Origin of the sequence: Cognatishimia maritima, from assembly GCF_900129685.1 — a bacterium.
Lineage (GTDB): Bacteria > Pseudomonadota > Alphaproteobacteria > Rhodobacterales > Rhodobacteraceae > Cognatishimia > Cognatishimia maritima.
On record NZ_FQWM01000002.1, the window covers coordinates 148,690 to 173,159 of the forward strand.

Consider the following 24,470-nt stretch of genomic DNA (forward strand, 5'->3'; position numbering starts at 1 on the left):
TTCCATCTTCTTCGTTGCCCAAATACTCACCTGCACAGCGCCTGTCCTACACATGGAGTTCGCCAACAATGACTGACCTCCCAACCAGCACCGAGAAAAAACTCGGCCTTGTCATCGATCTGGACACCTGCGTGGGCTGCCACGCCTGTGTGATCTCCTGCAAAGGCTGGAACACTGAAAACTACGGCGCGCCGCTTTCGGATCAACGCCCTTACGGCGAAGAACCGATGGGCACCTTCCTCAATCGCGTGCACAGCTATGAGGTCAAACCAGAGGGCGGCGCGGCGCAGACCGTGCACTTCCCAAAGTCTTGCCTGCACTGTGAAAACGCGCCTTGTGTGACCGTCTGCCCAACCGGCGCAAGCTATAAGCGCAAGGAAGACGGCATTGTTCTGGTGAACGAAAGCTCCTGCATTGGCTGCGGGCTGTGCGCTTGGGCCTGCCCATACGGCGCGCGCGAGCTTGATCAGGCCGAGGGTGTGATGAAGAAATGTACGCTTTGTGTGGACCGGATCTATAACGAAAACCTGCCAGAAGTGGATCGGGTTCCTGCCTGCGTGCGGACCTGTCCAGCTGGCGCGCGCCACTTTGGTGACTTCGCGGACCCAGAAAGCAACGTCTCCAAGCTGACCGCAGAGCGCGGCGGTATGGACCTGATGCCCGAACTCAATACCGCGCCCGTCAATAAATACCTGCCACCCCGCCTGAAAGACAGCTGGGACGATGAAAGCGTGCTTGCGCCGTTCCTGGAACCAGTGGCCGAAGAAACGCAAGGCTTCATGGGTTGGCTTGATAAGCAACTGTCTCGTCTACCGGGCGATGTCAAACAGACAGAAGGAGCAGAATAATGCATCCAGCAGCATCCGTTATTGTCTTCACCACGCTGTCCGGCGCCGGGTTTGGCATGCTGGCGTGGCTTGGCATAGACAGCACGCCATCCACTGGCTGGGGCGCTTTCGGCTATTATTTCGTGGCCTTCGCCTTGGCTGTGGGCGGGCTATTGTCATCCACCTTCCACCTCGGCCATCCTGAGCGCGCGATGAAAGCCTTTACCCAATGGCGCACAAGCTGGCTGTCACGTGAAGGTGTCTGCGCCGTGCTGGCACTGACCGTGATGGGCCTTTATGCGGCGGGCCTGATCTTCCTTGGCGAAGCACTTTCGATCCTCGGTTGGATCGGCGCGATCCTCAGCCTTGGCACGGTTTACACCACCTCAATGATCTACGCGCAATTGGCAACGATCCCGCGATGGAACACACCACTGACCTCTCTGCTTTATCTGACATTCGCCATTGCGGGTGGTGCACTGCTGACTGGAAAAGTCACGATTGCGCTTGTTCTGCTGGTGGCCGCATCCTTTGTTCAGGTGATCTGGTGGAAAAAGGGCGACACAGCCTTTGCAGATCGTGGCACCAACTTGGGCACGGCAACAGGTCTGGGCGATCGTGGTGAGGTGCGTTCACTCGCGCACCCACATACCTCACCCAACTACCTGATGCGCGAGTTCATCTATACCGTAGGTCGCAAACATGTGCAGAAACTGCGCGTGATCTCTCTGACCTTGATGGCGGCTGTACCGGTTGTCTTGCTTGCGCTCTTTGGGGCGAACCACTTTATCGCGCTCATCGCAGTCCTCAGCCACATCGCAGGCGTTGCGACCTCGCGCTGGCTGTTCTTTGCAGAGGCCGAACACACCGTCGGCATCTACTACGGCATGCGATAGTCACAAAGCGTTCTGAAAATCAAAAAGCCCCGTCACTTTGGCGGGGCTTTTTGCTTGTTTGCAAAGGGTCTTTGACTCAGCTTTTGCGTCCCAAACCAAACCACCTGCGGCCCCGCCGCGCTGCGCGATCCCCGGCGTCTGCGATACCATCGCCAACGCCCTCTAACACAGGATCAATGCGGGCTTCGCGAAAGCGTATCCAACGCACGCGAATGGCCCAGAAAAGCGCAAACAACACCGTCAAGATGATGATGTTCTTCCACGGAATAAATGTGGCATCCGGGCCATCAACCGGTTTGATGGCCACTGCGTTTGGGAAAATCGACAAGAACTCGTTGCGCCACCCATAGTGCCGGATCGCGACCCACTCTGGCGCGTCCTTGGTGGAAATTGCGTCATTTGCCTCGGTATAGAGGTTCGCGGTGTCGAACTTGAAATACGGCGGCCAGCTCCAGCCAGTATCCTCGTTTCGATACACAATCGCGTCGCCATTGGGGCGCACCGCTTGAATAAACTGCACGTCACGATTGCTTAGGTTGGTCGATTGCGCGTCCGGCTTGGACCAAAACATGCGCGTCCAATCGTTGAGTTCCTGACGTTCCTCATAGGTATTTACAATGCGCACCACGTCATGCTGCGCCAAAGTGTAGTGAAAAAACGCGAAGGTCAGCAGCAAGAGCAACCCTCTGAAAATCCATTTGATATACGCCATCACGGCCCCCAATCGATGTTCCTTTCGACATAGGCGATCACGGGGCGCTTCTCAACTCTGTGCGCATCATTGCGTCGATTTATCAGTCTTGTCACAGGCTGACTAAGACGCCATATCCGCTGAAACGCGGCTTCAGGACAGTTTAGGAGCAATCAATATGGCAGACGCCCGCATGGTCGAGCGCAATCGCATCAATGATTTTGTGGAAAGCCCGGCGTTCCGCAACGCCATCTTTGGCATCATTATTTTCAACGCCATTTTGCTCGGGCTGGAAACCTCTCCTGCCGTGATGTCCTTTGCGGGTGGCTTGATCCATTTCCTTGATACGGCCTGCCTTGCGATTTTCGTGTTTGAAATTGCGCTGAAACTCTACGCGCGTCGGCTGCGGTTCTTTACCAACCCATGGGCGGTGTTTGACCTCTTTATTGTCGGTGTCTCCCTTATCCCCGGCTCCTCGGGTTTCAGCGTACTGCGGGCCTTGCGTATTCTGCGCGTTTTGCGGATCATTTCGATCGCTCCCCGTCTGCGGCGCGTGGTCGAGGGGTTCATCACAGCCCTCCCCGGCATGGGATCTGTTTTCCTACTGATGGCGATCATTTTTTACATTGGATCGGTTATGGCCACAAAACTGTTCGGCGGCGCCTTCCCTGAATGGTTCGGGAACCTTGGCCTCTCGGCCTATAGCCTGTTCCAAGTGATGACCTTGGAAAGCTGGTCCATGGGCATCGTGCGCCCTGTGATGGAAATCTACCCGCTGGCATGGGCCTTTTTTGTGCCATTCATCATGGTCACAACATTCGCTGTTGTGAACTTGCTGGTAGGCCTGATTGTGAACTCTATGCAGGATGCCCACCACGAGGAAGACGTCGCAAAAACAGACACCTACCGCGACGAGGTTCTGACCCGCCTAGAGGCCATCGAAGCAAAGCTTGATCGCGCCAATCGCTAGCCATTTCGACACTTCGGACGTATTGCTGCCGACAAGTTTTGTCGCCCATGGACGCTTGAAGCCTGCGCCTGATCCTCTAGGCTTAGACCATGAGCAAAATGCAAACCGGTCCCAAAAACCTGATCACGGATGTTGCCGGCCTTAAGGTCGGAAATGCGCAGGATGACGCGCTGAAATCGGGCGCGACGGTTTTGACCGCAGATCAACCTTTCACCGCTGGCGTTCATGTCATGGGCGGCGCACCGGGGACGCGAGAGACGGACCTGCTGGCGCCCGACAAGACCGTGCAGCAGGTGGATGCGCTGGTGCTCTCGGGTGGGTCGGCTTTTGGGTTGGATGCGGCGTCGGGCGTCGTGGATGCGCTGCGTGCGCAGGGGCGCGGTTTTCGCGTGGCCGATCAATATGTGCCGATTGTCCCGGCAGCGATCCTATTTGACCTGATCAATGGTGGTGACAAATCTTGGGGCGAAAACCCCTATCGCGCATTGGGGCGGGATGCGGTGTTGTACGCAGCGGAGGACTTCGACCTTGGCACTGTCGGTGCGGGCACCGGGGCCACCACCGCAAGTTTCAAAGGCGGGTTGGGCTCGGCCTCTGTTGTCACACCCAGTGGGCATACTGTCGGGGCCTTGGTGGCGGTGAATGCGCTTGGCGATGCGGTTGTGCCCGGTACGCGGCATTTCTGGGCATCACCATGGGAAATGGGGGATGAGTTTGGTGGCTTCGGCATCGCCAACGACGTCTCAAAAAACTGGCCCAAAACCAAACTCAGCGCGCATAACACCACCATTGCGATCGTCGCGACCGATGCAGACCTGACGCAAGCACAATGCACACGAATGGCCACCGCTGCCCATGACGGCATGGCCCGCGCCTTGGTGCCCAGCCACACGCCCATGGACGGCGATCTTGTCTTTGCGGCAGCGACCAATGCAAAACCTTTGACCGATCCCGTCGCTGACACGCTGATGATTGGTCACGCCGCAGCGACTTGCCTTGCGCGCGCCATTGCCCGCGGCGTCTATTTGGCACGGCCCGACAAAAGCGATCTGGTTCCGGCTTTCTCAGATATCCACAGAAAACCCTGACGCAGGGTGAACTGTCACAAAACCGAAACTTAATCGTCACATCCGCGTAACGCAGAGCCGTCACGTCCCCAGCACCTATTCAATAAGGAGCCTAGGATGTCTGCGCGTCTTCTTTGCCTGACGTCGGCCTTTGCCCTGACCGCCGGTCTGGCAAATGCCGAAATGAACTTCAACCGTATCGCGTCTTTCGCAACCCCGCTGAACATGGCGGCGGGCGAGGACACCTCCCGTGAAACCTCTGCGGAAATCATCGACGTCACAGCTGACGGCATGACGCTGGTCTACACCGACAGCCCACTGGGCGCGCTTGGTCGTGTGGACATCACCAACCCTGCGAATCCAAAGCCTCTGGGCAACATCGCCCTAGATGGAGAGCCAACATCTGTTGCGATCATCGGTACGACGGCCTACGCAGGTGTCAACACATCTGAATCCTACACAGCGCCATCTGGTCACCTCGCAGCCATCGACGTGGCATCCGGTGAAACCGTTGCATCTTGTGATCTCGGCGGTCAGCCTGACTCCATCGCCGCATCAAAAGACGGCAAGTTCATCGCCGTTGCGATTGAAAACGAGCGCGATGAAGACCTGAACGACGGCATCATCCCTCAGCTGCCAGCTGGCAATTTGGTTCTGGTGAACACGACGGAAGGCGGTCTGGACTGTTCTTCGCTAAAAATGGTGGACCTGACAGGTCTGGCAGACATCGCAGGTTCCGACCCAGAGCCAGAATATGTTTCGATCAACAACCTCGGCGAAACCGTCATCACTCTGCAAGAAAACAACCATCTGGTTGTGGTCTCTGCAGCGGGTGAAGTTGTGAACCACTTCTCTGCGGGTGCCGTTGATCTGCATAACATCGACGCAACCGACGAACGCGGCGCGCTGATCTTTACCGAGTCCCAAGAAGGTCGTCTGCGCGAACCTGACGCCGTGACTTGGATCGACGACAATCACTTCGCAACGGCCAACGAAGGCGATTACAACGGCGGCTCTCGCGGTTGGACGATCTTCAACAAGAACGGCACTGTTGTTTACGAAAGCGGTGTTGAATTCGAACACGCCATCGTTCAAATCGGCCACTACCCAGACAAACGCTCTGACGCGAAAGGTGTAGAGCCTGAGTCCGTGACCTTCGGCGAATTCAACGGTACGCCTTATGTATTTGTTGGTGCTGAGCGCGCCTCTGTTGTGGGCGTCTATGATGTCACCGACCCTGCCGCCCCTGTTCTGAAACAGCTGTTGCCATCCGGTGTTGGCCCAGAAGGCTACGTGACCATCCCAGAGCGTAACCTGCTGGTGTCTGCGAACGAAAAAGACCTGATCGAAGATGGTGGCGCACGTGCACACGTCATGCTGTTTGAACAGCAGGATGCACCGGCTGCTTACCCACACTTGACATCTGCGGGCATGGATGAACTGACCGGCTGGGGCGCGATCTCTGGCATGGTGGCTGACAAAGACGGTATCGTTTGGGCCGTGAACGACAGCTTCTACGGCTTCCAACCGTCCATCTTCAAGATCGACACCAAAACAACACCTGCGACCATCACCGATGTGATCCGCATCGAGCGCACCTCTGGCCCAGCGCAGAAACTGGACCTCGAAGGCATCACTCTGGATGGCAAAGGTGGCTTCTATGTCGCATCCGAAGGCCGCACAGAGCGTCTGATCCCACATGCGATCTATCACGTGTCTGCGGAAGGTAAGATCAAGAACCTGAAGGGCGAGATCGGCATCCCGGCAGAGCTGGCAGCGGTCGAAAAGCGCTTTGGCTTTGAGGGCATCACCAAGGTTGGCGACACCCTGTGGATGGCCGTTCAACGTGAGTGGAAAGACGATCCGGCGAACCACGTGAAACTGGTGGCCTACAACCTTGAAACCAAAGAATGGGGCGCGGTTCTTTATCCAAAAGCAGAGCCTGCAACCGGTTGGGTTGGCCTTTCAGAAATCGTAGCACACGGTGACTACGTCTATGTTGTGGAGCGTGACAACCAGCACGATTACCGCGCGGTGACCAAGAAAATCTACCGCATCCCTGCGGCAGAGATGGTTCCTGCGGCATTGGGCGGTGAGCTGCCAGTGGTGTCCAAAGAGCTGGTGCGCGACCTGCTGCCAGACCTAACCTCCACCGGTGGTTACGTTCTGGACAAGGTCGAAGGCCTCGCAATCATGGAGGACGGCACAGCGTTCGTGTCCACCGACAACGACGGTGTTGACGACCACTCTGGCGAGACCATGTTCTTCTCCATCGGCAAGATCTCTGACCAGAACTCCTAAGAGGTTCTTTCAAAGAAATAGCGCGCGCGGGGTGGAAGCCCCGCGCGTTTTCTATTGTCGCTTGACGCATGCATCGCAATTCCATAGCAAGCGCGTCTTTCTGACCCCCGGAGCGCATTATGTCAGCATCGTCGCACACCCTTGGCATCGACTTTGGCACATCCAACTCTGCCGCGGCCTTTGTGCAGGATGGTACCGTCCATTTTGTGGAAATGGCGCCGGGGTCAAACACGCTGCCGACCAGTTTCTTTTTCGACTTTGAAAGCCGTAAAACGCTGATCGGCCACGCAGCAGACCGCGCGCTTTTGAACGGGGATGAAGGCCGCTATATGCGCGCACTGAAACGTGTGCTGGGCACGGCTTTAATGCATGAAAAGCGACAGCTGCTAAACCAACGACTGACCTTTGTCGATATCATCGGCGATTTTCTGAAACGCTTGAAGGACCAAGCAGAAGCCACCACCGGCCAAACATTTGACCATGCCATTTCTGGTCGTCCGGTTGTGTTTCATGGCACCGGCGATCCGCGCGAGCAGCAGGCCGAGGATGATCTGCGACGATGTTATGAGGCCGCTGGTTTTAAGAGCGTGTCGTTTCTGCCCGAACCGCAGGCGGCCGCGCTGGCTAGTGGTGCGAAGCCCGGCCTTGGGCTAATTGTGGACATCGGCGGCGGCACCTCGGATTTCACGGTTTTTCGCCATGGCGCGGATGGGCAACACGAGGTTTTGGCAAACCATGGGGTGCGTATCGGCGGCACCGACTTTGACCACCTGATCAGCATTGCCAAGGTCATGCCTCTGCTGGGCAAAGACACCGAACTCCGTCGCGAATTTGGACCGGGCACAACACCAATGCCTGTCAATATTTTCCACGATTTGGCAACTTGGGAAAAGATCCCGTTCCTTTACACCACCCAAACCCGTCGCAAGGTTGCAGAGATGGCTGCGCTTTCATTGGCCCCAAAACGCCTTGCCCGTTTGCAAACCGTCCTGACAGACGAAACCGGCCATGACATCGCCTTTGCTGTCGAAGCGGGTAAGGTTGCGGCGAACTCTGAGGACAGCAATGGCGTGATTAACTTGGGCATCGTTGAAAGCGGCCTGGCTGCCATGCTTTCAGCCATCGATATGAACGCGATTTTGTCCAGTCAGGCAGAGCATTTGAAAACAGGCGCGCTGGAAACACTTGCGCTTGCGGGCAAAACACCAGCGCAGATCGACCAGGTGATCTATGTTGGCGGCTCTAGCTTGATGGGTTTTGTATCAGACGCGATGAAAGACACGTGTCCAACCTCTGAGCATATTTATTCAGAGGTGTTCACAGCCGTTGTCAAAGGCCTCGCCCTCGCCGCGCGGAAATGACGCCAAATAAAAAGGCCCCCGCATTTGCGAAGGCCCAAAGATCAAACGATACGTCCGTTTAGTTCACGGATTTCGCATCCACAACGTCCGCTTCAATCGCTTTGCCGCTGCGCGCGATTTCAATGCGGCGCGGCTTCAACGCCTCGGGCACTTCACGCACAAGGTCGATGTGCAGCATGCCATCTTCGTGGCTTGCACCGGTCACGCGCACGTGGTCTGCCAATTGGAAGCGGCGTTCAAAAGCGCGAGTCGCAATGCCGCGATGCAGATAGGATTTTTCGTCCTTGGCGTCTGGCTTGCGCGCGGTCACGATCAGCGCGTGTTCCTTGACTTCGATGCCAAGATCATCGGCGGAAAAACCTGCCACCGCGATCGAGATACGATAGGCATCTTCGGCAGTTTTTTCGATATTGTAGGGTGGGTAGCTAGAGCTGGTGACATTGTCAGACAGGACACGATCCATCATGTCTGCGATCTGATCAAAGCCAACGGATGCACGGTAAAGCGGTGCAAAATCATAAGTGCGCATGGGTTATCCTCCATCTTGAGCGACAACTATGTTTGCCTTCCCACATGGGACAGGCGTCAGTGTTTCAGACCCAAAAGCGGCGTCTGATAACCCAAAGATGGGACACAAAAATTCTGTTTCAAGAGGTTTGAAAGTCAGTTCGGGCGCAAAAATTTTGCACCGCTGGCCGAGCCGCCGCCGCCGATCTTGATCCGTTTGGCGCCCCCAGACACCTGCCGCGCTGGGGCATCACCATAGCGCAGACGCGCACGCAACTCGGCAACCACGGGCCCCAGTGCCATTCCGACCCCAATGCGGCGCCCGCCGGCCAGCTGTGCCGTGCCCGACACCAGCGACAAAATCCTGACACGGCCACCGTTTTTCACAAACACCGGCGCGCCTGATGAGCCAAAGGTAATGTCACAATCAAACAGTTTCAGGTCATTGACTTCCTGTTCCAAGGCACAGCTTCGCTGCCAACTCATCGCTTCGGAGCGGTCTTGCCCGTAGGACATCACCTGAACCGTTCCCGGTCCACCAGTTTCGGCTATGCGGAAGGGGTCTGCTTCGGATGAGAATATCGGCGAGTCCAGCTTGAGGATGGCCACATCTTTCCGAACATTTTCGATATGCGTGACGTTCCCGCCGGGTACATAGCCCTCTGCCACAACAACTTTCACGCCGCGCCGTTCGCTCAAGGCTTCCCCCTTCAGATAGCCGCTGCGAAAGACGATATCCTGCGCCAAAAGTGGTGCTTGGGTCGTTTTGTCATACATGCAATGCGCCGCCGTCAGCACTTGATCAGGCGCGATCAACACTCCCGTACAGAAGCCGCGCCCAGCAAGATCAATGCGCCCGACCGCTTCCCAGCCGAGCATATCGCCGCGACTGTCCATGGTCTCTAGCCGCGACCCGGCCCAGGCGCCCTGTGCGATAAGCGTCAGAAGGCAGGCGCAAAGGATATGCCGCAGAAAAATCATCGCTGAAAGGTGGCCTGTGTGACGCCGCGCGTCAGCGCGCGATGCATATCCGCAACAGCGTCAGCGACGGGGATAACCAAGGCCACGGGCGTGCCATCTGCCCGCGCCATTGCCGAAACGATCGACACGATCTTGGGCTGCCCGTTATGCATCTGATAGACCGGGGCACCGCTGGTGCCCAACCGCGCGTGGCACGTGGTGAGGATCACGCCTTCGGCGTGTTGCGTCAGTGCGCAGCCCTTTTCAATTTCAGGACTATCTGCACGGCCCTTGCCATAAGAAACCACCATCGCATTTCCGCTCTGCAGTTTAGGGGCTGCGAAGTGCCGGGCGCTGACAGTTTGAGATGTCGCCGCCGCGTCGAGTTTCAAAAGGGCGATGTCATAGCGCAGGTTTGTCAACTCTCCCTGACGCGCAAACGCGTAATCTGGGTGCATGAAAACAGCACGAACACCAGTTGCACCCGCAGCGTCGCCAGTTCCCAATCCTTTACGAAATGTTAAGTCAGTTGTGGCGAACCGTTTGCCAGTCTGCTTGTCAAAGAGGCAATGGGCAGCCGTTAGAACCACGCCTGGAGACACCACAGTAGCTGTGCAAAATCCCGCGCGCGCCATGTCCAGCCGACCGACACCCGACATAAGCGTCTGCTCTTGCGCCTGAGCGCCCGCAATACCTGCAGTCAAAAGGCACATAAATAGAGAAAAGACGGTGCGCAGCATGAAGCCCCCTGATTGATTTGCCCCAAAGGTGGACTGCTTCAATGAAGAAGATGCGACCAGACTGAGGCGATTTGCGGGACGACCGTTGATATGTGCCTCGAATTTGCCCAATTGGCATGTGACGGCGGCGGTTTTTCCGAATGACAATTCCAGTGCGCCATGCCTATGGTGCCGCATGCAATGGATAGACCGCCTCTCGCTTTTTAGCACCGTTGATTTCTGCGCCGTCGCGCTGCTGTTCTTCAGCTGGCTGGCCATGGGTTGGATCATTGAAAACCCGCCAGAAAGCCGGAAAAGCGTGTCGAGCCTCATGGCGTTCTATCGCCGGGAGTGGATGCGCCAATTCATCGACAGGGACCCGCGTATTTATGACGCGCAAATCCTCGGCAATCTCAGACAAGGCACCGCATTTTTTGCCTCGGCCACGATGATCGCCATCGGCGGCGGTCTGGCCCTGATCGGCAACGCAGAAAAGTTGACGGGGATTGCATCGGACCTGACTCTGGTGCGTGCGCCCACGATTGTGTGGGAGATCAAACTGGTTCTGATGCTCTTCTTTGTGACCAATTCATTCCTGAAATTTGTCTGGTCTCACAGGCTGTTTGGTTATGCTGCCGTTATCATGTCCGCTGTGCCCGTCGATCCAACTGATCCTCATTGTGTCCCGCGTGCTGATAAGGCGGCTGAAATTGGTATTTCTGCGGCTCGGGGCTATAATCGCGGCCTGCGGTCGATCTATTTCGGCCTGGCCGCCGCCGCATGGCTGGCGGGGGGCGTCGCACTTATCCTTGCGGTAATTCTGACGAATTTCATCATTTTTCGCCGCGAATTCGCCAGCCATTCGCGCAGATCGCTGCTGCGCGAACCCCGGTAGGAGATATCCATGCGTTGTTTGTCGATCAGTCTAATTTGCCTCGCATCCTTTGCGCAGGCCGACCCCGCGACGATCGAAGCGGTAGAGGCCACGCATGTTGGACAGGTTTGGCGGTTCAGCGTCACGCTAAGCCACCCAGACACCGGTTGGGATCACTATGCCGACGGCTGGCGCGTTACCACGCTGGACGGAGAGGTTTTAGGGACGCGCGAGTTGCTGCACCCGCATGTGAATGAACAACCTTTCACGCGGTCACTTGGCAATGTTTCCATCCCCGATGACATCACAGCCGTGTTGATCCAAGCCCGGGATTCTGCGGATGGTTGGGACGAAAATACAGTCACGTTGGACCTGTCGGACCCAACTTACGCACGATGATAGGGCGAACCGGATAATATCGACGCCGCGCGATAAAGCTGCTCTGACAGCATCACCCGAACCAGCATATGCGGCCAGACCATCTTGCCAAAACTGATTGAGAAATCGGCCTGTCCGCGCAGGCTCGGGTCGATGCCGTCCGCCCCACCAATAATAAACGCAAGGTCGCTGACCCCGCTGTCACGGCGCACTGCCAGCGCCTGCGAAAAATCGGGCGAGGACATCACCTTACCGCGTTCATCCATGCTGCAGATCATTGCACCCTTGGGCAGTACACCCTCTAGCAACTTGGCTTCTGCTGCCATGCCGCCACCTTTGCGGTCTTCGACCTCATGCACAGTGACCGGCCCAAGCCCCAAGGCCCGACCGGTTTTGTCAAAACGCGAAAGGTAGTCGTCAAGTAAATCTCGCTCTGGGCCTGACCGCAGTCGGCCCACCGCGCAGATGTGCACGCGCATTGCCATGCTGGCTCCTTCGGGGCCGAAGCTTTCGGCCCCTCGTCACATGTCAGGCGTTGCCGCCTTGCACCCACATCTTTTCAAGCTGGTAAAACTCGCGCACTTCCGGGCGGAAGATATGCACGATCACATCACCTGTATCGATCAGCACCCAATCGCCGGTATCCTTACCTTCGATCTTGCTGGTGCGACCGGTTTCAGCTTTGATGCGTTCAACCAGTTTTTCGGACATTGCCGCCACTTGGCGGGAGCTGCGACCAGAACAAACCACCATGAAATCGCCAATCGAAGAGCGCCCGCGCAAGTCAATGTGCACGATGTCTTCGGCTTTGTCTTTTTCAAGAGAGTTAAGAATGAGCTCCAACAGCTCGTTGCCTTTACCGGCGATTGCCGCGTCTGGCATCTGGTCACCTTTTGTGGCACTAGCCACGTCTACGTTCAAAGACAGAGATCTGCCCTCCTTGCAACGCGCCGCATCGCCCCGGCGCGGGGCCTATATTCAAGATAACACCGGTTGGGTGAAATTCTAGTCAAACGCAAGCGGAATATCTTTGGCGCGATAATTTTGCCGCCGCTTTGGGCCTTTTTATTGCTCTGACCACTATTTCTCTTCAGTCTCTTGCGTGACGAATTCTTTGGGTTCGTCCCCCAAAATACGCACTTCGCGTTGTGGGAATGGGAAATTAACACCCGATTCTTTAAAGGCATCCCACAGCGCCAGATACACATTGCCGCGAATATTGGTCAGCCCGCCGGTCGGGTCCTTGATCCAGAACCGCAGAATATAGTCCACCGAACTGTCGCCAAAACCAACGATGTGACAGACCGGCGCCTTCGGCGTTGACAGAACCCGGTCGACCCCCTTCGCTGCCTCGATCGCGACCTCGCGCACTTGATGCGGGTCGTCCCCGTAAGCCGTACCAAAAAAGATATCTAGGCGCACAAAGTCGTTGGAGTGGGACCAGTTCACGACCTGCCCGGTGATCAGGTCTTCGTTCGGGATCAGGTATTCCTTGCCATCCCGTGTCACCACAGAAACATAGCGCGCGCCCAGCGAGTTGATCCAGCCAAAGGTCTCGCCAAGCGAGATCACATCGCCGGGTTTGATCGACTTATCAAGCAATATGATGATGCCTGAGACAAGGTTTGAAACAACCTTTTGCAGACCGAAACCAAGGCCAACACCGATGGCACCTGACAGAACGGCAAGCCCAGTAAGGTCAACGCCAACGATCTTCAATCCAGTGAACAGGGCCGCTCCGTAGAGCAGCACCTGCAAGAACTTGATAACCAGCACTTGCATGGAGGGGCTGATATCTTCGTTGCTGCGGATGCTCGACGCCGTCGTAGCCGACACAAAGCGTGCCACCGCAAACGTCACCCCCAGCATCACGCCGGCTTGTAATACCGTCCATAGTGACAGGCGGAAGCTGCCAATATCAAAGGCTGCGGCGTCCAGAAGCTGCTGGAATTCATCACTAAAGCCGATCAGAACCAGCGTCACCCACGCCCATGCCCCATATCGCAGCAACCCACGTAGGAAATTGTTTTGAACCAAGCGCGTGACCAAAGCGATAATCAGCCAAGCTGCCGCAAGATTCGCAAACACGCCCAGCAGATATGAACGACTTGGCCACGTGACCTCGCGCATGACGAAGACGGTGATCCAAATCAGGATCACAAAAAAGATCAAAGCCATCCGACGCTGTATCAGCAACATGTAGCGATAGCGCCACTTCGGCCAGCCCTCGCGCGTGCGCATCCATTCATGCAGGCGAGGACTGAATACGCGTTTAAGCCCAAAAGAAATTGCAACAAGTAAAAGGGCGATGCCAACTTGATACGCGTTCCAAGGCCGCATCAGACCTTCTAGGAAGGTAAAGGTCTGATCCCAAAGGCCAAGCGCGATATCTGTTGTCGCCTGTTCGGGCAACGCATCCGCTGGCACCGCCGCCTCTGTTGGCGTTTCGCCCTTGATGTCTTCGACTTTGCTCTCGTGTTCTGCCATGCGCCTCATTCCTTGCCCAATCGTGACACGAGCAAGGCGCGAATAACAAGGCATTTCCCTTGCGGTAGACAGCGACTCCCGCTATCTGAATTCGCATGAAACGCATCTATGACATTGCTGACCACGCCTTTTTGCCTTGGCGCTTCTTTGGTCAGAACAAAACTGTCATCGCCGCCCTATGAGGGCACGGCGTGCCGACGCACGCCCGCATTTAAGCCATTTCGCATATTTCATCAAAACGGAGAGGACCCATGTCCCCCAAAACACTCTATGACAAAATCTGGGACGCACATGTTGCGCATGAGGCCGAAGACGGCACTTGCCTGCTTTATATCGACCGCCATCTGGTCCACGAAGTGACTAGCCCGCAGGCCTTCGAAGGTCTGCGCATGTCCGGTCGCAAAGTGCATGCGCCCGAAAAAACCATCGCGGTTCCGGATCACAACGTGCCGACCACGCTGGACCGTGCCAAAGGCATCGACAACGAAGAAAGCCGCATTCAGGTTGAGGCGCTGGACAAAAACGCCAAGGAATTCGGCGTGCATTATTACCCGGTGTCTGACGTGCGTCAGGGCATCGTGCATATCGTTGGCCCAGAGCAAGGCTGGACCCTGCCGGGCATGACCGTTGTGTGCGGCGACAGCCACACCGCGACCCATGGTGCTTTCGGTGCATTGGCACACGGCATTGGTACATCTGAGGTTGAGCACGTTCTGGCGACGCAGACGCTGATCCAGAAGAAGTCCAAGAACATGAAGGTCGAGATCACCGGCAAACTGAAGCCGGGTGTGACCGCGAAAGACATCACTTTGGCTGTGATCGGCGAAACTGGCACCGCAGGCGGTACTGGCTATGTGATCGAATACACCGGTGAAGCGATCCGTGATCTCTCGATGGAAGGTCGTATGACCGTCTGCAACATGGCGATCGAAGGCGGCGCACGTGCAGGTCTTATCGCACCGGACGAAACGACCTTCGAATATGTCAAAGGCCGCCCCCACGCCCCGAAAGGCGCGCAATTCGAGCAAGCGCTTGACTACTGGAAGACGCTCTTTACCGACGAAGGCGCACACTTCGATAAAGTTGTGACCTTGAAAGGCGAAGACATTCAGCCGGTTGTGACTTGGGGCACCTCTCCAGAGGACGTTCTGCCCATCACCGGCGTCGTGCCTCATCCAGAGGACTTTACGGGCGGCAAGGTCGAGGCGGCACGCCGCTCCATCGAATACATGGGTCTGACACCGGGTCAGAAACTGACCGACATCGAAATCGACACTGTCTTCATCGGCTCCTGCACCAACGGTCGTATCGAAGACCTGCGTGCCGTTGCTGAAGTGGTCAAAGGCAAAAAGATCAAAGACGGCATGCGTGCGATGATCGTTCCGGGCTCTGGTCTGGTGCGTGCACAGGCCGAAGAAGAAGGTCTGGCGGAAATTTTCCAAGAGTCCGGCTTTGAATGGCGTCTGGCCGGTTGCTCCATGTGTCTGGCAATGAACCCAGACCAACTGAGCGAAGGGGAACGTTGCGCAGCAACCTCTAACCGGAACTTCGAAGGTCGTCAGGGTTACAAAGGGCGTACACACCTTGTGTCCCCAGCGATGGCGGCAGCGGCAGCGCTGACCGGCAAGCTGACTGACATCCGCGAGCTGAGCTAAGCAAATGTCTGACGGCGCCAGCCATCCACAAAGACCGCGTGTCTTAGTGATCGCCGAGGCCGCAAACCCCGAGTGGGTGAGCGTGCCTTTGGTGGGCTGGTCCCTCTCGCAAGCTTTGCGAGAGGTTGCTGACGTGCATCTTGTCACCCAGGTTAGAAACCGCGACGCGATCCTGCGCGCGGGGCTGACCGAAGGGGATGAGTTCACAGCCATCGACACGGAATGGGCGGCAAAAGCGGGCCATAAGCTGGCAGAACGCCTGCGCATGGGGGCAAACCGGGGTTGGACCACGGTACGCTTGATTGAAAGCCTGCTTTACCCGGTCTTTGAACGCGCGGTCTGGAAACAGTTCGGCGCGGATATCAAAGGCGGTAAATACGATCTGGTGCATCGCGTGACGCCCTTGTCACCGACCGCCAATAGCCTTCTGGCGCGTAAATGCCGCAAAGCCGGGGTGCCTTTTGTCATGGGGCCGCTGAATGGCGGCGTCCCTTGGCCAAAGGAATTCGTTGCCGCACAGGTGAAGGAGCGAGAGTTCCTGTCATTTGTACGCGATGTCTATAAGCTCAACCCATTCCGTCGTCAGACACTGAACAATGCCAAGGTCATCATTGTTGGTTCCCGTCATACCGGATCAGAGATCCCTGAAGCCCTACAGGGCAAAACGATCTTCATCCCGGAAAATGCCGTGGACCCACAAAGGTTCAATCAACCTGCTGTTCCATATGAAAACGGCCCCGTCAGGGGATGTTTCATAGGTCGGCTCGTGCCTTACAAAGGCTGCGATATGTTGATTGAGGCCGCCCAGCCAATGCTGGAGGATGGCCGCATGACATTGGATGTGCTTGGGGATGGCCCGGAACTCGCTGCGCTGAAAGAACAGGCTCAAACCTTGGGAGTTGCAGATGCTGTGACCTTCCATGGATGGGTCGAACACCAAAAGGTTCAGGACGTTGCGCGCAACGCGGATCTTCTGACCTTCCCGTCGATCCGAGAGTTCGGTGGCGGTGTAGTTCTGGAAGCCATGGCCTTGGGATTGGTTCCCGTGATCTGCGATTACGCAGGTCCGGCAGAACTGGTCACGGATGAGACAGGTTTCAAAGTGCCGATGGGCACCAGAGATCAGATCGTCGCCAAGTTCCGCGAGACGCTTGACAGCATTTGTCAGACACCAAGCCAGCTAGCGCCGATGGCGCAGGCCGCTCGGACAACCATTCAGGACCATTTCACCTGGTCCGCCAAAGCGCGCCAGCTGCGCCAAGTCTATGACTGGGCGCTGCTCGGCACACCGAAACCAGAACCTCTTTCGGGTCACATCGCCAAACTGGCGAGCACCGCGTGACCCAAAGCCATACATACCGGACTCCATAAACCGTCCACTCTGAGGAGACTTACATTATGGACAAGTTTACAACACTGACCGGCGTCGCAGCGCCAATGCCTTTGGTCAATATCGACACCGATATGATCATCCCGAAGGTCTTTCTGAAATCCATCGCCCGCACCGGCTTTGGCAAGAACCTCTTTGACGAAATGCGTTACAACCGAGACGGCACAGAAATCGAAGATTTCGTGCTGAACAAACCTCAATACCGCAATGCCGAGATCCTAATCGCAGGCGACAACTTTGGTTGTGGTTCATCGCGTGAGCACGCGCCTTGGGCGATTGCAGACTTTGGCATCAAATGTGTTGTGTCTACGTCGTTCGCTGACATCTTCTTTAACAACTGCTTCAAGAACGGCATCCTGCCGATTGTCCTGCCACAAGAGCAAGTTGATCTGCTGATGTCTGACGCAGAAAAAGGTGAAAACGCGCGGATGACTGTTGATCTGGAAGCGCAGGAAATCACCACCTCTGATGGCGAAGTCATCAAGTTTGACGTCGATGCGCACCGCAAGCACTGCCTGCTGGAAGGTCTGGACGACATCGGTCAGACCATGCAGAAAAAAGCCGCCATTGATGCGTTTGAAGCGAAAGCCTCTGCAGAGCGTCCTTGGGTCTAAGGCCCATCACATCGCGAATTTGCAAGCCGCCCCAACGGGCGGCTTTCTTTTTTCTAAACTGGCACTTGCGGCACCTCGTCAACAATCGGACGCGCAGCCATCGATCTTCCTAACGTGGTTAACAAAGACTTATTTCGGCCACATCACGGGCCGTATTGCAGCCGTATTCTGGGTATTGTCTGAGCTCGACTGACATTCAGGCACATTTTTCACGAAGGTGCGTCGCAATGTATTGGGGGAAATCGCAATTTTGGTGCATTCGCGCACCACTTTTTGTCGTTTTTCGGCACCTTGAGGGCTGCGCGCCGTCAAAACGCTTGAGCGTTGGGCGAAAACACGGCACGATTAAGGCAAGAATGAGGCAGACCTGTCAAATTTGGCAGGATCTCAAGTTGGAAACAGCACGCGGCATCGAATCGTGGCGGTCCAGTTTGAAGGGAAAAGAGCAGTGCTCACACAATTCATAAGCGCGATCACACGCGCCATTCTGGTTGCATTTCTGGTTGCCCTCCCGGCAATCCTACTGCCCAGTGCGCATTCTGATTCATCTCCGATTGTTCTGCTGATTGCGTTTTTCGCCGCTGTTCTGGTGTTCATTGAATATTATGCGACTTATCCCAGCATCATCGAATTCCGCTACGCCCCGCCGTTTAACCGGCTGCGCTACGTTGCTGTCCTGATCACCGTTTTTGCAATTGCCTCTGTTGTCCGCAATGCGAGCGAACCGAATGTTCTGAATGGCCTGCTGACCTCCGTCGCGACACTGGCAGGCGGGATGCTGGACTTTCCATTTTCTCCGGTTCGATTGGTGACCTTGACCGTTCCGGTCAGCGAGGAATTCGCCGCAGTTGATCTGGTGCGCATGGCGGCAGGCACGGCTTATGTGTTTTCCTTGATCAGCCTGATCGTCTTTTATTTCCTCGTCCGCGTGTTGGATTGGCCCGCGCGCAATGGGGCGTTTAACGTTTGGGTCAACTTGCCCCTCTTTGACCCCACCGTGGGCGGCGATGTTCTGCCCCGGCTGACACGTGATGGGCGTCTTAACGTAGCATTAGGGCTCACCCTGCCATTCTTCTTTCCAGCGTTTTTTAAGGCGATCTCGGATATTGTCGCGCCATCGGCGCTGACCAATCCGCAGACGTTGATTTGGATGGTGGCAATATGGGCGTTCTTCCCGGCTGGTTTGGTCATGCGCGGCATCGCGATGATCCGCATCGCGGCCATGATCGACGCCAACCGCAAGCGCGCCTATGCCGTGGCGCAGGGATTGCAGCCTGTCTGATCGCCCTCGCGACTGCCGCCTCTACTGAAACAATTCGCATTGCCAACTACAATACTGACCTTTCGCAAAAGGGTCCGGGTTTGCTGCTGCGCGACATTTTGGCCCCGTCGCCTCAGGTCGCAAACGTGACGCGCACCATTGCAACGCATCAGCCAGATGTCTTGGTGCTGCAGGACATGGACTGGGACCTCAAAGGGGCGGCGGTGCATGCCCTGCAAACCCAGCTCAAACAAGTCGGCACTGACATGCCCTACGCCTATGTGCCGCCGTCAAACACCGGCCTGCCGATGGGCATTGATATGGACGCAGATGGCAAAACCGGCGGCCCCCGCGACACGCAGGGTTATGGGCGCTTTCCGGGGCAAGGAAGCATCGCGATTTTGTCTCGGCTTCCGATTGATGAAGACGCCGTACAGGAGTTTCACGCGCTGCTCTGGAAAGACATTGCAAGCCCAAAGCTACTAGAGAAGCTTCTGCCACCCGAAGCCATTGCGACGCAAAGGTTGGCCTCTGTTTTCATGGCCGCAGTGCCGATTGAGACCGCTGCAGGTCCACTGTGGGTCCTCACCCACCACGCGACACCCCCTGTGTTTGACGGCCCCGAAGACCGAAACGGTCACCGGAATGCGGCTGAGAACCTGTTTTGGCTGCAGTACCTAGACGGAACCTTTGGCACCCGGGACAACGCCCCATTTGTCATCGCATCCCAGTTGAACATTGATCCGATCCGAGGTGAGGGGCACAAAGAAACCCTTTCGACGCTCTTAAGCGATCCGCGTTTACAAGACCCGTTTGCGACTGGCCCATCCGAGGATCATCATACAGCGGCATTCGACTCGGTCGGCAAATTGCGGCTAGCGTATCTTTTGCCGTCCAGCCAACTTAACGTTTCAGCCAAAGGGCACTCCGCAGACCCAGCCCTTAGGCCCGATCAAACCCATAGTCGACACCGCTTGATTTGGATCGATGTCGAAATCCCAGACTAAGGCGCAACTTTCCTGCGCAAATACCCTTCGTTTCTTGATCTTTCTGACGGCAGAAGCTAGGCAGCGACAAGCAAATTTTTGAAGGATGAACGAAGATGAGCAACCCCTCGCTGCTGATCCTGCCCGGCGATGGCATTGGACAGGAAGTTATGGCTCAGGTCCGCCGCATCATTAGCTGGTACGGCGACAAACGCGGTCTGAAATTCGACGTAGACGAAGACCTCGTCGGCGGCGCGGCCTATGACGCGCACGGCACCCCGCTGCATGATGACACCATGGCCAAAGCACAGGCGGCGGATGCGGTTCTTCTGGGCGCGGTAGGTGGCCCGGCTTATGACAATCTTGATTTCTCGGTGAAGCCAGAACGCGGCCTGCTGCGCCTGCGCAAAGAGATGGACCTTTTTGCGAACCTGCGCCCAGCACAATGTTTTGACGCGCTGGCGGACTTCTCTTCCTTGAAGCGCGACATCGTTTCCGGCCTCGACATTATGATCGTGCGCGAGTTGACCTCTGGGTCCTACTTCGGCGAACCACGCGGCATTTTCGAAGAAGACGGGCAGCGCGTCGGCATCAACACACAGCGTTATACGGAAGCCGAGATCGACCGCGTTGCGCGCTCTGCCTTTGAACTGGCACGCCGTCGTAACAATAAAGTTGTGTCGATGGAAAAAGCCAACGTGATGGAATCCGGTATTCTGTGGCGCGAAGTTGTTGAGCGCGTGCACAAGGAATCCTATTCCGACGTGGAACTCTCACACATGTATGCCGACAACGGCGCGATGCAGTTGGTGCGTGCACCAAAGCAGTTCGACGTCATCCTGACCGACAACCTCTTTGGCGACATCCTGTCTGACTGCGCGGCCATGTTGACCGGCTCTTTGGGCATGCTGCCATCCGCATCCTTGGGTGCGCCAATGGAAAATGGCCGGCCAAAAGCACTTTATGAGCCGGTGCATGGCTCGGCCCCTGACATTGCAGGTCAAGGCAAGGCCAACCCATGCGCTTGTATTCTCAGCTTCGCCATGGCGTTGCGCTATAGCTTTGATCAGGGCGATGAAGCGACCCGCCTTGAGACAGCCGTTGAAAAAGTTCTGGCCGATGGGGTGCGCACTGGCGATCTGATGCAGGCAAGCGATGCGCAGCCTGTCAGCACGGCTCAGATGGGCGACGCGATTTTGGCTGCTCTGGATGCCTCATTGGCGTAACCGCCTAAAAAGCAAACACATCACAGACCGGCGCGCCCCTCGTGCCGGTCTTGTCATATCTGCTATGCAGACTTGTCGCTTGCAGCATTGGTTTCATATGCTAGGCCAGATGTTAGCGCTCTCTATAAACCCGGACCCGGCATGACACAGACTAACAACACCAAAGCAGCCCTGCTTTCACTGGCGGCGTTCTCTGTCTATGCCAGCCATGACGTGATTGTGCGTTACCTCGGCGGGATCTATGCACCCATGCAGGTGCTGTTTTTCGCGAGCCTGTTGTCCTTTCCGCTGCTGACACTGATGATCATCGGACGCGGCAAGCGTACCGATCTGCGCCCGCATCACCCATGGTGGGTTGCAGCCCGCTCGATATCCATGGTGGGGGGCGGCACCTGCGGGTTCTACGCCTTTTCTGTCCTGCCAATGACGCAGGTCTACGCGATCCTCTTTACAGTTCCGTTGCTGATCACCGTCATGTCGATCCCTATGTTGGGGGAACGTGTCGGTGTGCATCGTGCGGCGGCCGTTGTGCTTGGCTTGATAGGTGTCTTGATTGTTGTGCGACCGGGTGCCGAACCCTTGTCCTTAGGGCATATTGCCGGGTTCAGCGCCGCCTTATTTTCAGCGTTCCAATCCGTCATCGCGCGCAAGATCGGCAACAAGGAAAGCCAGGTCGTTATGATGCTCTATCCTTTCCTCGCCATTCTGGTGACGATGGGGGCGGCATTGGCCTTTGTCTACAAACCCATGCCATTGATTGATTTCGCGGCGATTGGGGCGGTTGCGGTCATGGGCTTCTTCGCCACCTTCCTGCTGATCGGAGCCTACCGCGCGGGCGAGGCGGCGATTGTCGCTCCGATGCAGTACAGTCAGATCATTTGGGCGACCATCTTCGGTCTGATCTTCTTCGCTGAAACTCCGGACCGGCAGACCCTTATCGGGGCGGGTGTCATTATCCTAAGCGGTGTCTATATCGTTCTCCGCGAGGCACTGTCGGGCAACTCTGCCAACACCCCTGTTCTGCGCACACGGTCACGCGCCATCGCGCCCGGAGCCTTCCGCATTTCGCAGTTTCTGAAGCTGCGAAATGGCCATGACGAAGAGTGATTTCCAAGGGAATCAACCCATCCGACGTGTGAATCGATGACAAAACAGTCGTCTCTGGTGGGATGCGCCTTGCGTAACAACATGCCCGCCTGACGCGACGGAAACAGGTGCACACAAGCTGTTTGCCCAGCAGACGCAGCGATCATGCGCGCAATATTTTCAAACTTTATTGTTATAATTCAGTGGCTTGAAACGCCATAAAGCCACCTCGTTCGCGCTATACGCGCTTCACATGACCCTATGCAAAAGTGGCATTTGCAACATCGCCTGCTGCTCGGAATACTCCTTTCACGGAAGCGGAGGCACCGGGCCGTTGCAAGATACGTTGAGGGGTGGATCTTGCATCTGAGTGACGTTTGGCCCGGTCGCCCTGCTTCCACGTGCTGTTGCACCTCATCAACGAAAGGCAGGCAAGGACCGATCCTGACCCAATCAATAGACTCAGCGCTGCGCAACTGACGGAAGAAGGCCGTGCAATTCCACGGTGTCACAGAACGCAAGGCGCAGGTCCGAATTTCAATCTTCTACGGGGAGTAAACTATGAAGATATTTACCTATGCACTGGCATTGACGATGACGACAGCCCTGTCGTCTCAGGCAATTGCCGCGAACGTTCCAGCAGGCACCAAGCTTGCGGACGATCAAACCTATACCTACCGCATGCTGGACGAGAGCTCGTCCGTGGATCCACAGCTGGTGGAAGACACCGATGGGTCTGGCATCGTGCGTGACCTATTCGAAGGTCTTTATAACCAGGACGGAAATGGTAAAAGCGTCCCAGGTGTCGCTCTGGGCCACACTGTCTCTGACGACAACATGACCTACACATTCACCCTGCGCCAAGATGCCAAATGGTCGGACGGCAACCCAGTGACCGCGCATGATTTCGTCTATGCATGGAAGCGCGCCGTGACCCCAGAACTGGCGTCGCCATATGCGTGGTACATGGAACTGATGTCGATCAAAAACGGCGCAGAAATCATCGCCGGTGAAATGGGACCAGACGCATTGGGCGTGTCTGCATCCGATGACCACACGCTGGTCGTCGAACTGTCCCAGCCGCTGCCATATTTTGCAGATATGGTGGCCCACGCGACAACTTTCCCGGCACCAAAATGGGCGATCGAAGCGCATGGCAACGAATGGACTCGTCCTGAAAACATCGTTGGCAACGGCGCATTTGTCCTGACCGAACACGTGCCAAAAGAACGCACCGTGCGCGAACGCAACGCAATGTATTGGGACAATGAAAACACCGTTCTGGACAAAGTTGTCTCTCTGGTCATTGGCGACGATGCGCAGGCTCTGACCCGGTATCGCGCGGGTGAATTGGACAAAACCGATATCCCGGCTGGCCAATACCCAACCCTGAAAGAAGAACTGCCAAACGAGGCCATCGCGGTCCCGCGTCTGTGCAACTACTACTTCTCCTATAACCTCGCGAGCGGGCCAGAAGCCTTCCAGGACGTGCGTGTGCGCAAAGCACTAGCGCTGGCTTTGGATCGCAACGTGATCGTTGATCAGGTTCTGCAAGGCGGCCAATTCCCGGCCTATAACTTCACCCCGGCAGCGACCGCAGGCTTTGATGTCCCATCCATCGACTACGCGGACATGACGCAGGCAGAGCGTGATGCCATGGCGATGGAACTGATGGCCGAAGCGGGCTACGGCAAGGGCGGCGAACCGCTGGCCTTCACCTACCTCTACAACACCTCAGAGGCACACCAGCAGGTTGCGATTGTCGCCTCTCAGATGTGGAAACAGAAGTTGGGTGTCGACGTCACACTGGAAAACCAAGAATGGAAAGTGTTCTTGGAAAACCGCGGCAACCAGAACTTTGAAATGGCCCGTGGCGCATGGTGCGGCGACTATAACGAAGCCTCGACTTTCCTAGACCTTCTGGTCAGCAGCTCTGGCTACAACGACGCGAAATACAACAACGCGCGTGTGGATGAACTGATGGCTTCGGCAAAATCCTCGCAGGCACCCGGCCCGCTTTACACCGAGGTCGAACAAATCCTGGCGGATGAAATGCCGGTTGTTCCGGTGTACCACTACTCAGCCAACATGATGTTGAAAGACAATGTCGAAGGCTGGCCAGTGAACAACGTTCAGCAAAAATACTACTCCAAGGACATGTATAAAGTCGCGGAGTGATCCTCCTGTCTGGACTCTAACAACCTCGCCGCGACA

At 56.4% G+C, this 24,470-nt stretch carries 23 protein-coding genes; 16 read left to right on the top strand and 7 right to left on the bottom strand.

Features of this window, described 5'->3' with window-relative positions:
* Positions 1 to 68 precede the first annotated feature (68 nt).
* Together BUA39_RS06120 and BUA39_RS06125 are read left to right on the top strand one after the other, a co-directional pair.
* A complete protein-coding gene (locus tag BUA39_RS06120; protein ID WP_072791988.1) occupies positions 69 to 848 on the top strand; it encodes a 4Fe-4S dicluster domain-containing protein in 780 nt (259 codons plus the stop codon).
* Positions 848 to 1,723, top strand: coding sequence for a dimethyl sulfoxide reductase anchor subunit family protein (locus BUA39_RS06125; RefSeq protein WP_072791989.1), 876 nt, complete (start codon positions 848 to 850; stop codon positions 1,721 to 1,723). Before BUA39_RS06120 ends, BUA39_RS06125 begins: the two co-directional genes overlap by 1 nt.
* 76 nt (positions 1,724 to 1,799) lie before the next feature.
* Here BUA39_RS06125 and BUA39_RS06130 read toward each other — a convergent pair whose 3' ends face one another.
* Positions 1,800 to 2,435 (bottom strand): DUF1523 family protein, encoded by a 636-nt coding sequence (locus tag BUA39_RS06130; RefSeq protein ID WP_072791991.1) that lies wholly within the window; start codon positions 2,433 to 2,435, stop codon positions 1,800 to 1,802.
* A gap of 172 nt (positions 2,436 to 2,607) precedes the next feature.
* On the opposite strand from BUA39_RS06130, the gene BUA39_RS06135 reads away from it, so the two are divergent.
* The 4 genes from BUA39_RS06135 (at position 2,608) to BUA39_RS06150 (ending at position 8,113) form a co-directional block, all read left to right on the top strand.
* The gene (locus BUA39_RS06135; protein WP_072792682.1) at positions 2,608 to 3,384 is read left to right on the top strand and encodes an ion transporter; all 777 of its coding nucleotides are present in this window, start codon (positions 2,608 to 2,610) and stop codon (positions 3,382 to 3,384) included.
* Positions 3,385 to 3,482: 98 nt separating this feature from the next.
* A complete protein-coding gene (locus tag BUA39_RS06140) occupies positions 3,483 to 4,472 on the top strand; it encodes a P1 family peptidase (protein WP_072792684.1) in 990 nt (329 codons plus the stop codon).
* Between the two features lie 96 nt (positions 4,473 to 4,568).
* Entirely contained in the window at positions 4,569 to 6,752 is a 2,184-nt protein-coding gene (locus tag BUA39_RS06145) for an esterase-like activity of phytase family protein (protein WP_072791992.1), read from the top strand.
* 119 nt (positions 6,753 to 6,871) lie between these two features.
* Positions 6,872 to 8,113, top strand: coding sequence for an Hsp70 family protein (locus BUA39_RS06150; RefSeq protein WP_072791994.1), 1,242 nt, complete (start codon positions 6,872 to 6,874; stop codon positions 8,111 to 8,113).
* A gap of 58 nt (positions 8,114 to 8,171) precedes the next feature.
* Here BUA39_RS06150 and BUA39_RS06155 read toward each other — a convergent pair whose 3' ends face one another.
* The 3 genes from BUA39_RS06155 to BUA39_RS06165 form a co-directional block, all read right to left on the bottom strand.
* Positions 8,172 to 8,642 (bottom strand): Hsp20 family protein, encoded by a 471-nt coding sequence (locus tag BUA39_RS06155; protein WP_072791996.1) that lies wholly within the window; start codon positions 8,640 to 8,642, stop codon positions 8,172 to 8,174.
* Between the two features lie 134 nt (positions 8,643 to 8,776).
* The gene (locus BUA39_RS06160) at positions 8,777 to 9,601 is read right to left on the bottom strand and encodes a trypsin-like serine peptidase (protein ID WP_072791998.1); all 825 of its coding nucleotides are present in this window, start codon (positions 9,599 to 9,601) and stop codon (positions 8,777 to 8,779) included.
* Complete coding sequence (locus tag BUA39_RS06165; protein ID WP_165610487.1) at positions 9,598 to 10,320, bottom strand: trypsin-like serine peptidase; 723 nt, start codon at positions 10,318 to 10,320, stop codon at positions 9,598 to 9,600. Before BUA39_RS06165 ends, BUA39_RS06160 begins: the two co-directional genes overlap by 4 nt.
* 175 nt (positions 10,321 to 10,495) lie before the next feature.
* On the opposite strand from BUA39_RS06165, the gene BUA39_RS06170 reads away from it, so the two are divergent.
* Together BUA39_RS06170 and BUA39_RS06175 are read left to right on the top strand one after the other, a co-directional pair.
* Complete coding sequence (locus BUA39_RS06170) at positions 10,496 to 11,194, top strand: DUF599 domain-containing protein (protein ID WP_072792001.1); 699 nt, start codon at positions 10,496 to 10,498, stop codon at positions 11,192 to 11,194.
* 9 nt (positions 11,195 to 11,203) lie between these two features.
* On the top strand, positions 11,204 to 11,572 hold the full coding sequence (locus BUA39_RS06175) for a hypothetical protein (RefSeq protein ID WP_072792002.1): 369 nt from the start codon (positions 11,204 to 11,206) through the stop codon (positions 11,570 to 11,572).
* Here BUA39_RS06175 and rlmH read toward each other — a convergent pair.
* From rlmH to BUA39_RS06190, 3 genes are all read right to left on the bottom strand, one after another.
* Complete coding sequence (gene rlmH / locus BUA39_RS06180; RefSeq protein WP_072792685.1) at positions 11,560 to 12,030, bottom strand: 23S rRNA (pseudouridine(1915)-N(3))-methyltransferase RlmH; 471 nt, start codon at positions 12,028 to 12,030, stop codon at positions 11,560 to 11,562. The two genes, BUA39_RS06175 and rlmH, sit on opposite strands and share 13 nt — an antisense overlap.
* A gap of 49 nt (positions 12,031 to 12,079) precedes the next feature.
* Positions 12,080 to 12,433 (bottom strand): ribosome silencing factor, encoded by a 354-nt coding sequence (gene rsfS, locus BUA39_RS06185; RefSeq protein WP_072792004.1) that lies wholly within the window; start codon positions 12,431 to 12,433, stop codon positions 12,080 to 12,082.
* A 198-nt stretch (positions 12,434 to 12,631) separates the two neighbouring features.
* Positions 12,632 to 14,038 (bottom strand): mechanosensitive ion channel family protein, encoded by a 1,407-nt coding sequence (locus BUA39_RS06190; protein ID WP_084604769.1) that lies wholly within the window; start codon positions 14,036 to 14,038, stop codon positions 12,632 to 12,634.
* A 251-nt stretch (positions 14,039 to 14,289) separates the two neighbouring features.
* Between BUA39_RS06190 and leuC the strand changes: the two genes are divergently transcribed.
* The 8 genes from leuC to BUA39_RS06230 all read left to right on the top strand — a co-directional run bounded on the left by leuC (position 14,290) and on the right by BUA39_RS06230 (position 24,434).
* Positions 14,290 to 15,693 carry a 3-isopropylmalate dehydratase large subunit gene (leuC, locus tag BUA39_RS06195; protein ID WP_072792005.1) on the top strand — a complete coding sequence of 468 codons (1,404 nt, stop codon included), beginning with the start codon at positions 14,290 to 14,292 and terminating at the stop codon, positions 15,691 to 15,693.
* Between the two features lie 4 nt (positions 15,694 to 15,697).
* A complete protein-coding gene (locus tag BUA39_RS06200) occupies positions 15,698 to 17,035 on the top strand; it encodes a glycosyltransferase family 4 protein (protein WP_072792007.1) in 1,338 nt (445 codons plus the stop codon).
* A gap of 56 nt (positions 17,036 to 17,091) precedes the next feature.
* Positions 17,092 to 17,697 (top strand): 3-isopropylmalate dehydratase small subunit, encoded by a 606-nt coding sequence (gene leuD / locus BUA39_RS06205; protein ID WP_072792008.1) that lies wholly within the window; start codon positions 17,092 to 17,094, stop codon positions 17,695 to 17,697.
* 448 nt (positions 17,698 to 18,145) lie between these two features.
* On the top strand, positions 18,146 to 18,979 hold the full coding sequence (locus BUA39_RS16965) for a hypothetical protein (RefSeq protein WP_072792010.1): 834 nt from the start codon (positions 18,146 to 18,148) through the stop codon (positions 18,977 to 18,979).
* A gap of 98 nt (positions 18,980 to 19,077) precedes the next feature.
* Complete coding sequence (locus BUA39_RS06215; RefSeq protein ID WP_423219935.1) at positions 19,078 to 19,965, top strand: endonuclease/exonuclease/phosphatase family protein; 888 nt, start codon at positions 19,078 to 19,080, stop codon at positions 19,963 to 19,965.
* 95 nt (positions 19,966 to 20,060) lie between these two features.
* Positions 20,061 to 21,170, top strand: coding sequence for a 3-isopropylmalate dehydrogenase (leuB, locus tag BUA39_RS06220; RefSeq protein ID WP_072792011.1), 1,110 nt, complete (start codon positions 20,061 to 20,063; stop codon positions 21,168 to 21,170).
* Positions 21,171 to 21,311: 141 nt separating this feature from the next.
* The gene (locus BUA39_RS06225) at positions 21,312 to 22,277 is read left to right on the top strand and encodes a DMT family transporter (RefSeq protein WP_072792013.1); all 966 of its coding nucleotides are present in this window, start codon (positions 21,312 to 21,314) and stop codon (positions 22,275 to 22,277) included.
* Between the two features lie 540 nt (positions 22,278 to 22,817).
* Positions 22,818 to 24,434 carry a peptide ABC transporter substrate-binding protein gene (locus BUA39_RS06230; RefSeq protein ID WP_072792014.1) on the top strand — a complete coding sequence of 539 codons (1,617 nt, stop codon included), beginning with the start codon at positions 22,818 to 22,820 and terminating at the stop codon, positions 24,432 to 24,434.
* Positions 24,435 to 24,470: the final 36 nt, after the last annotated feature.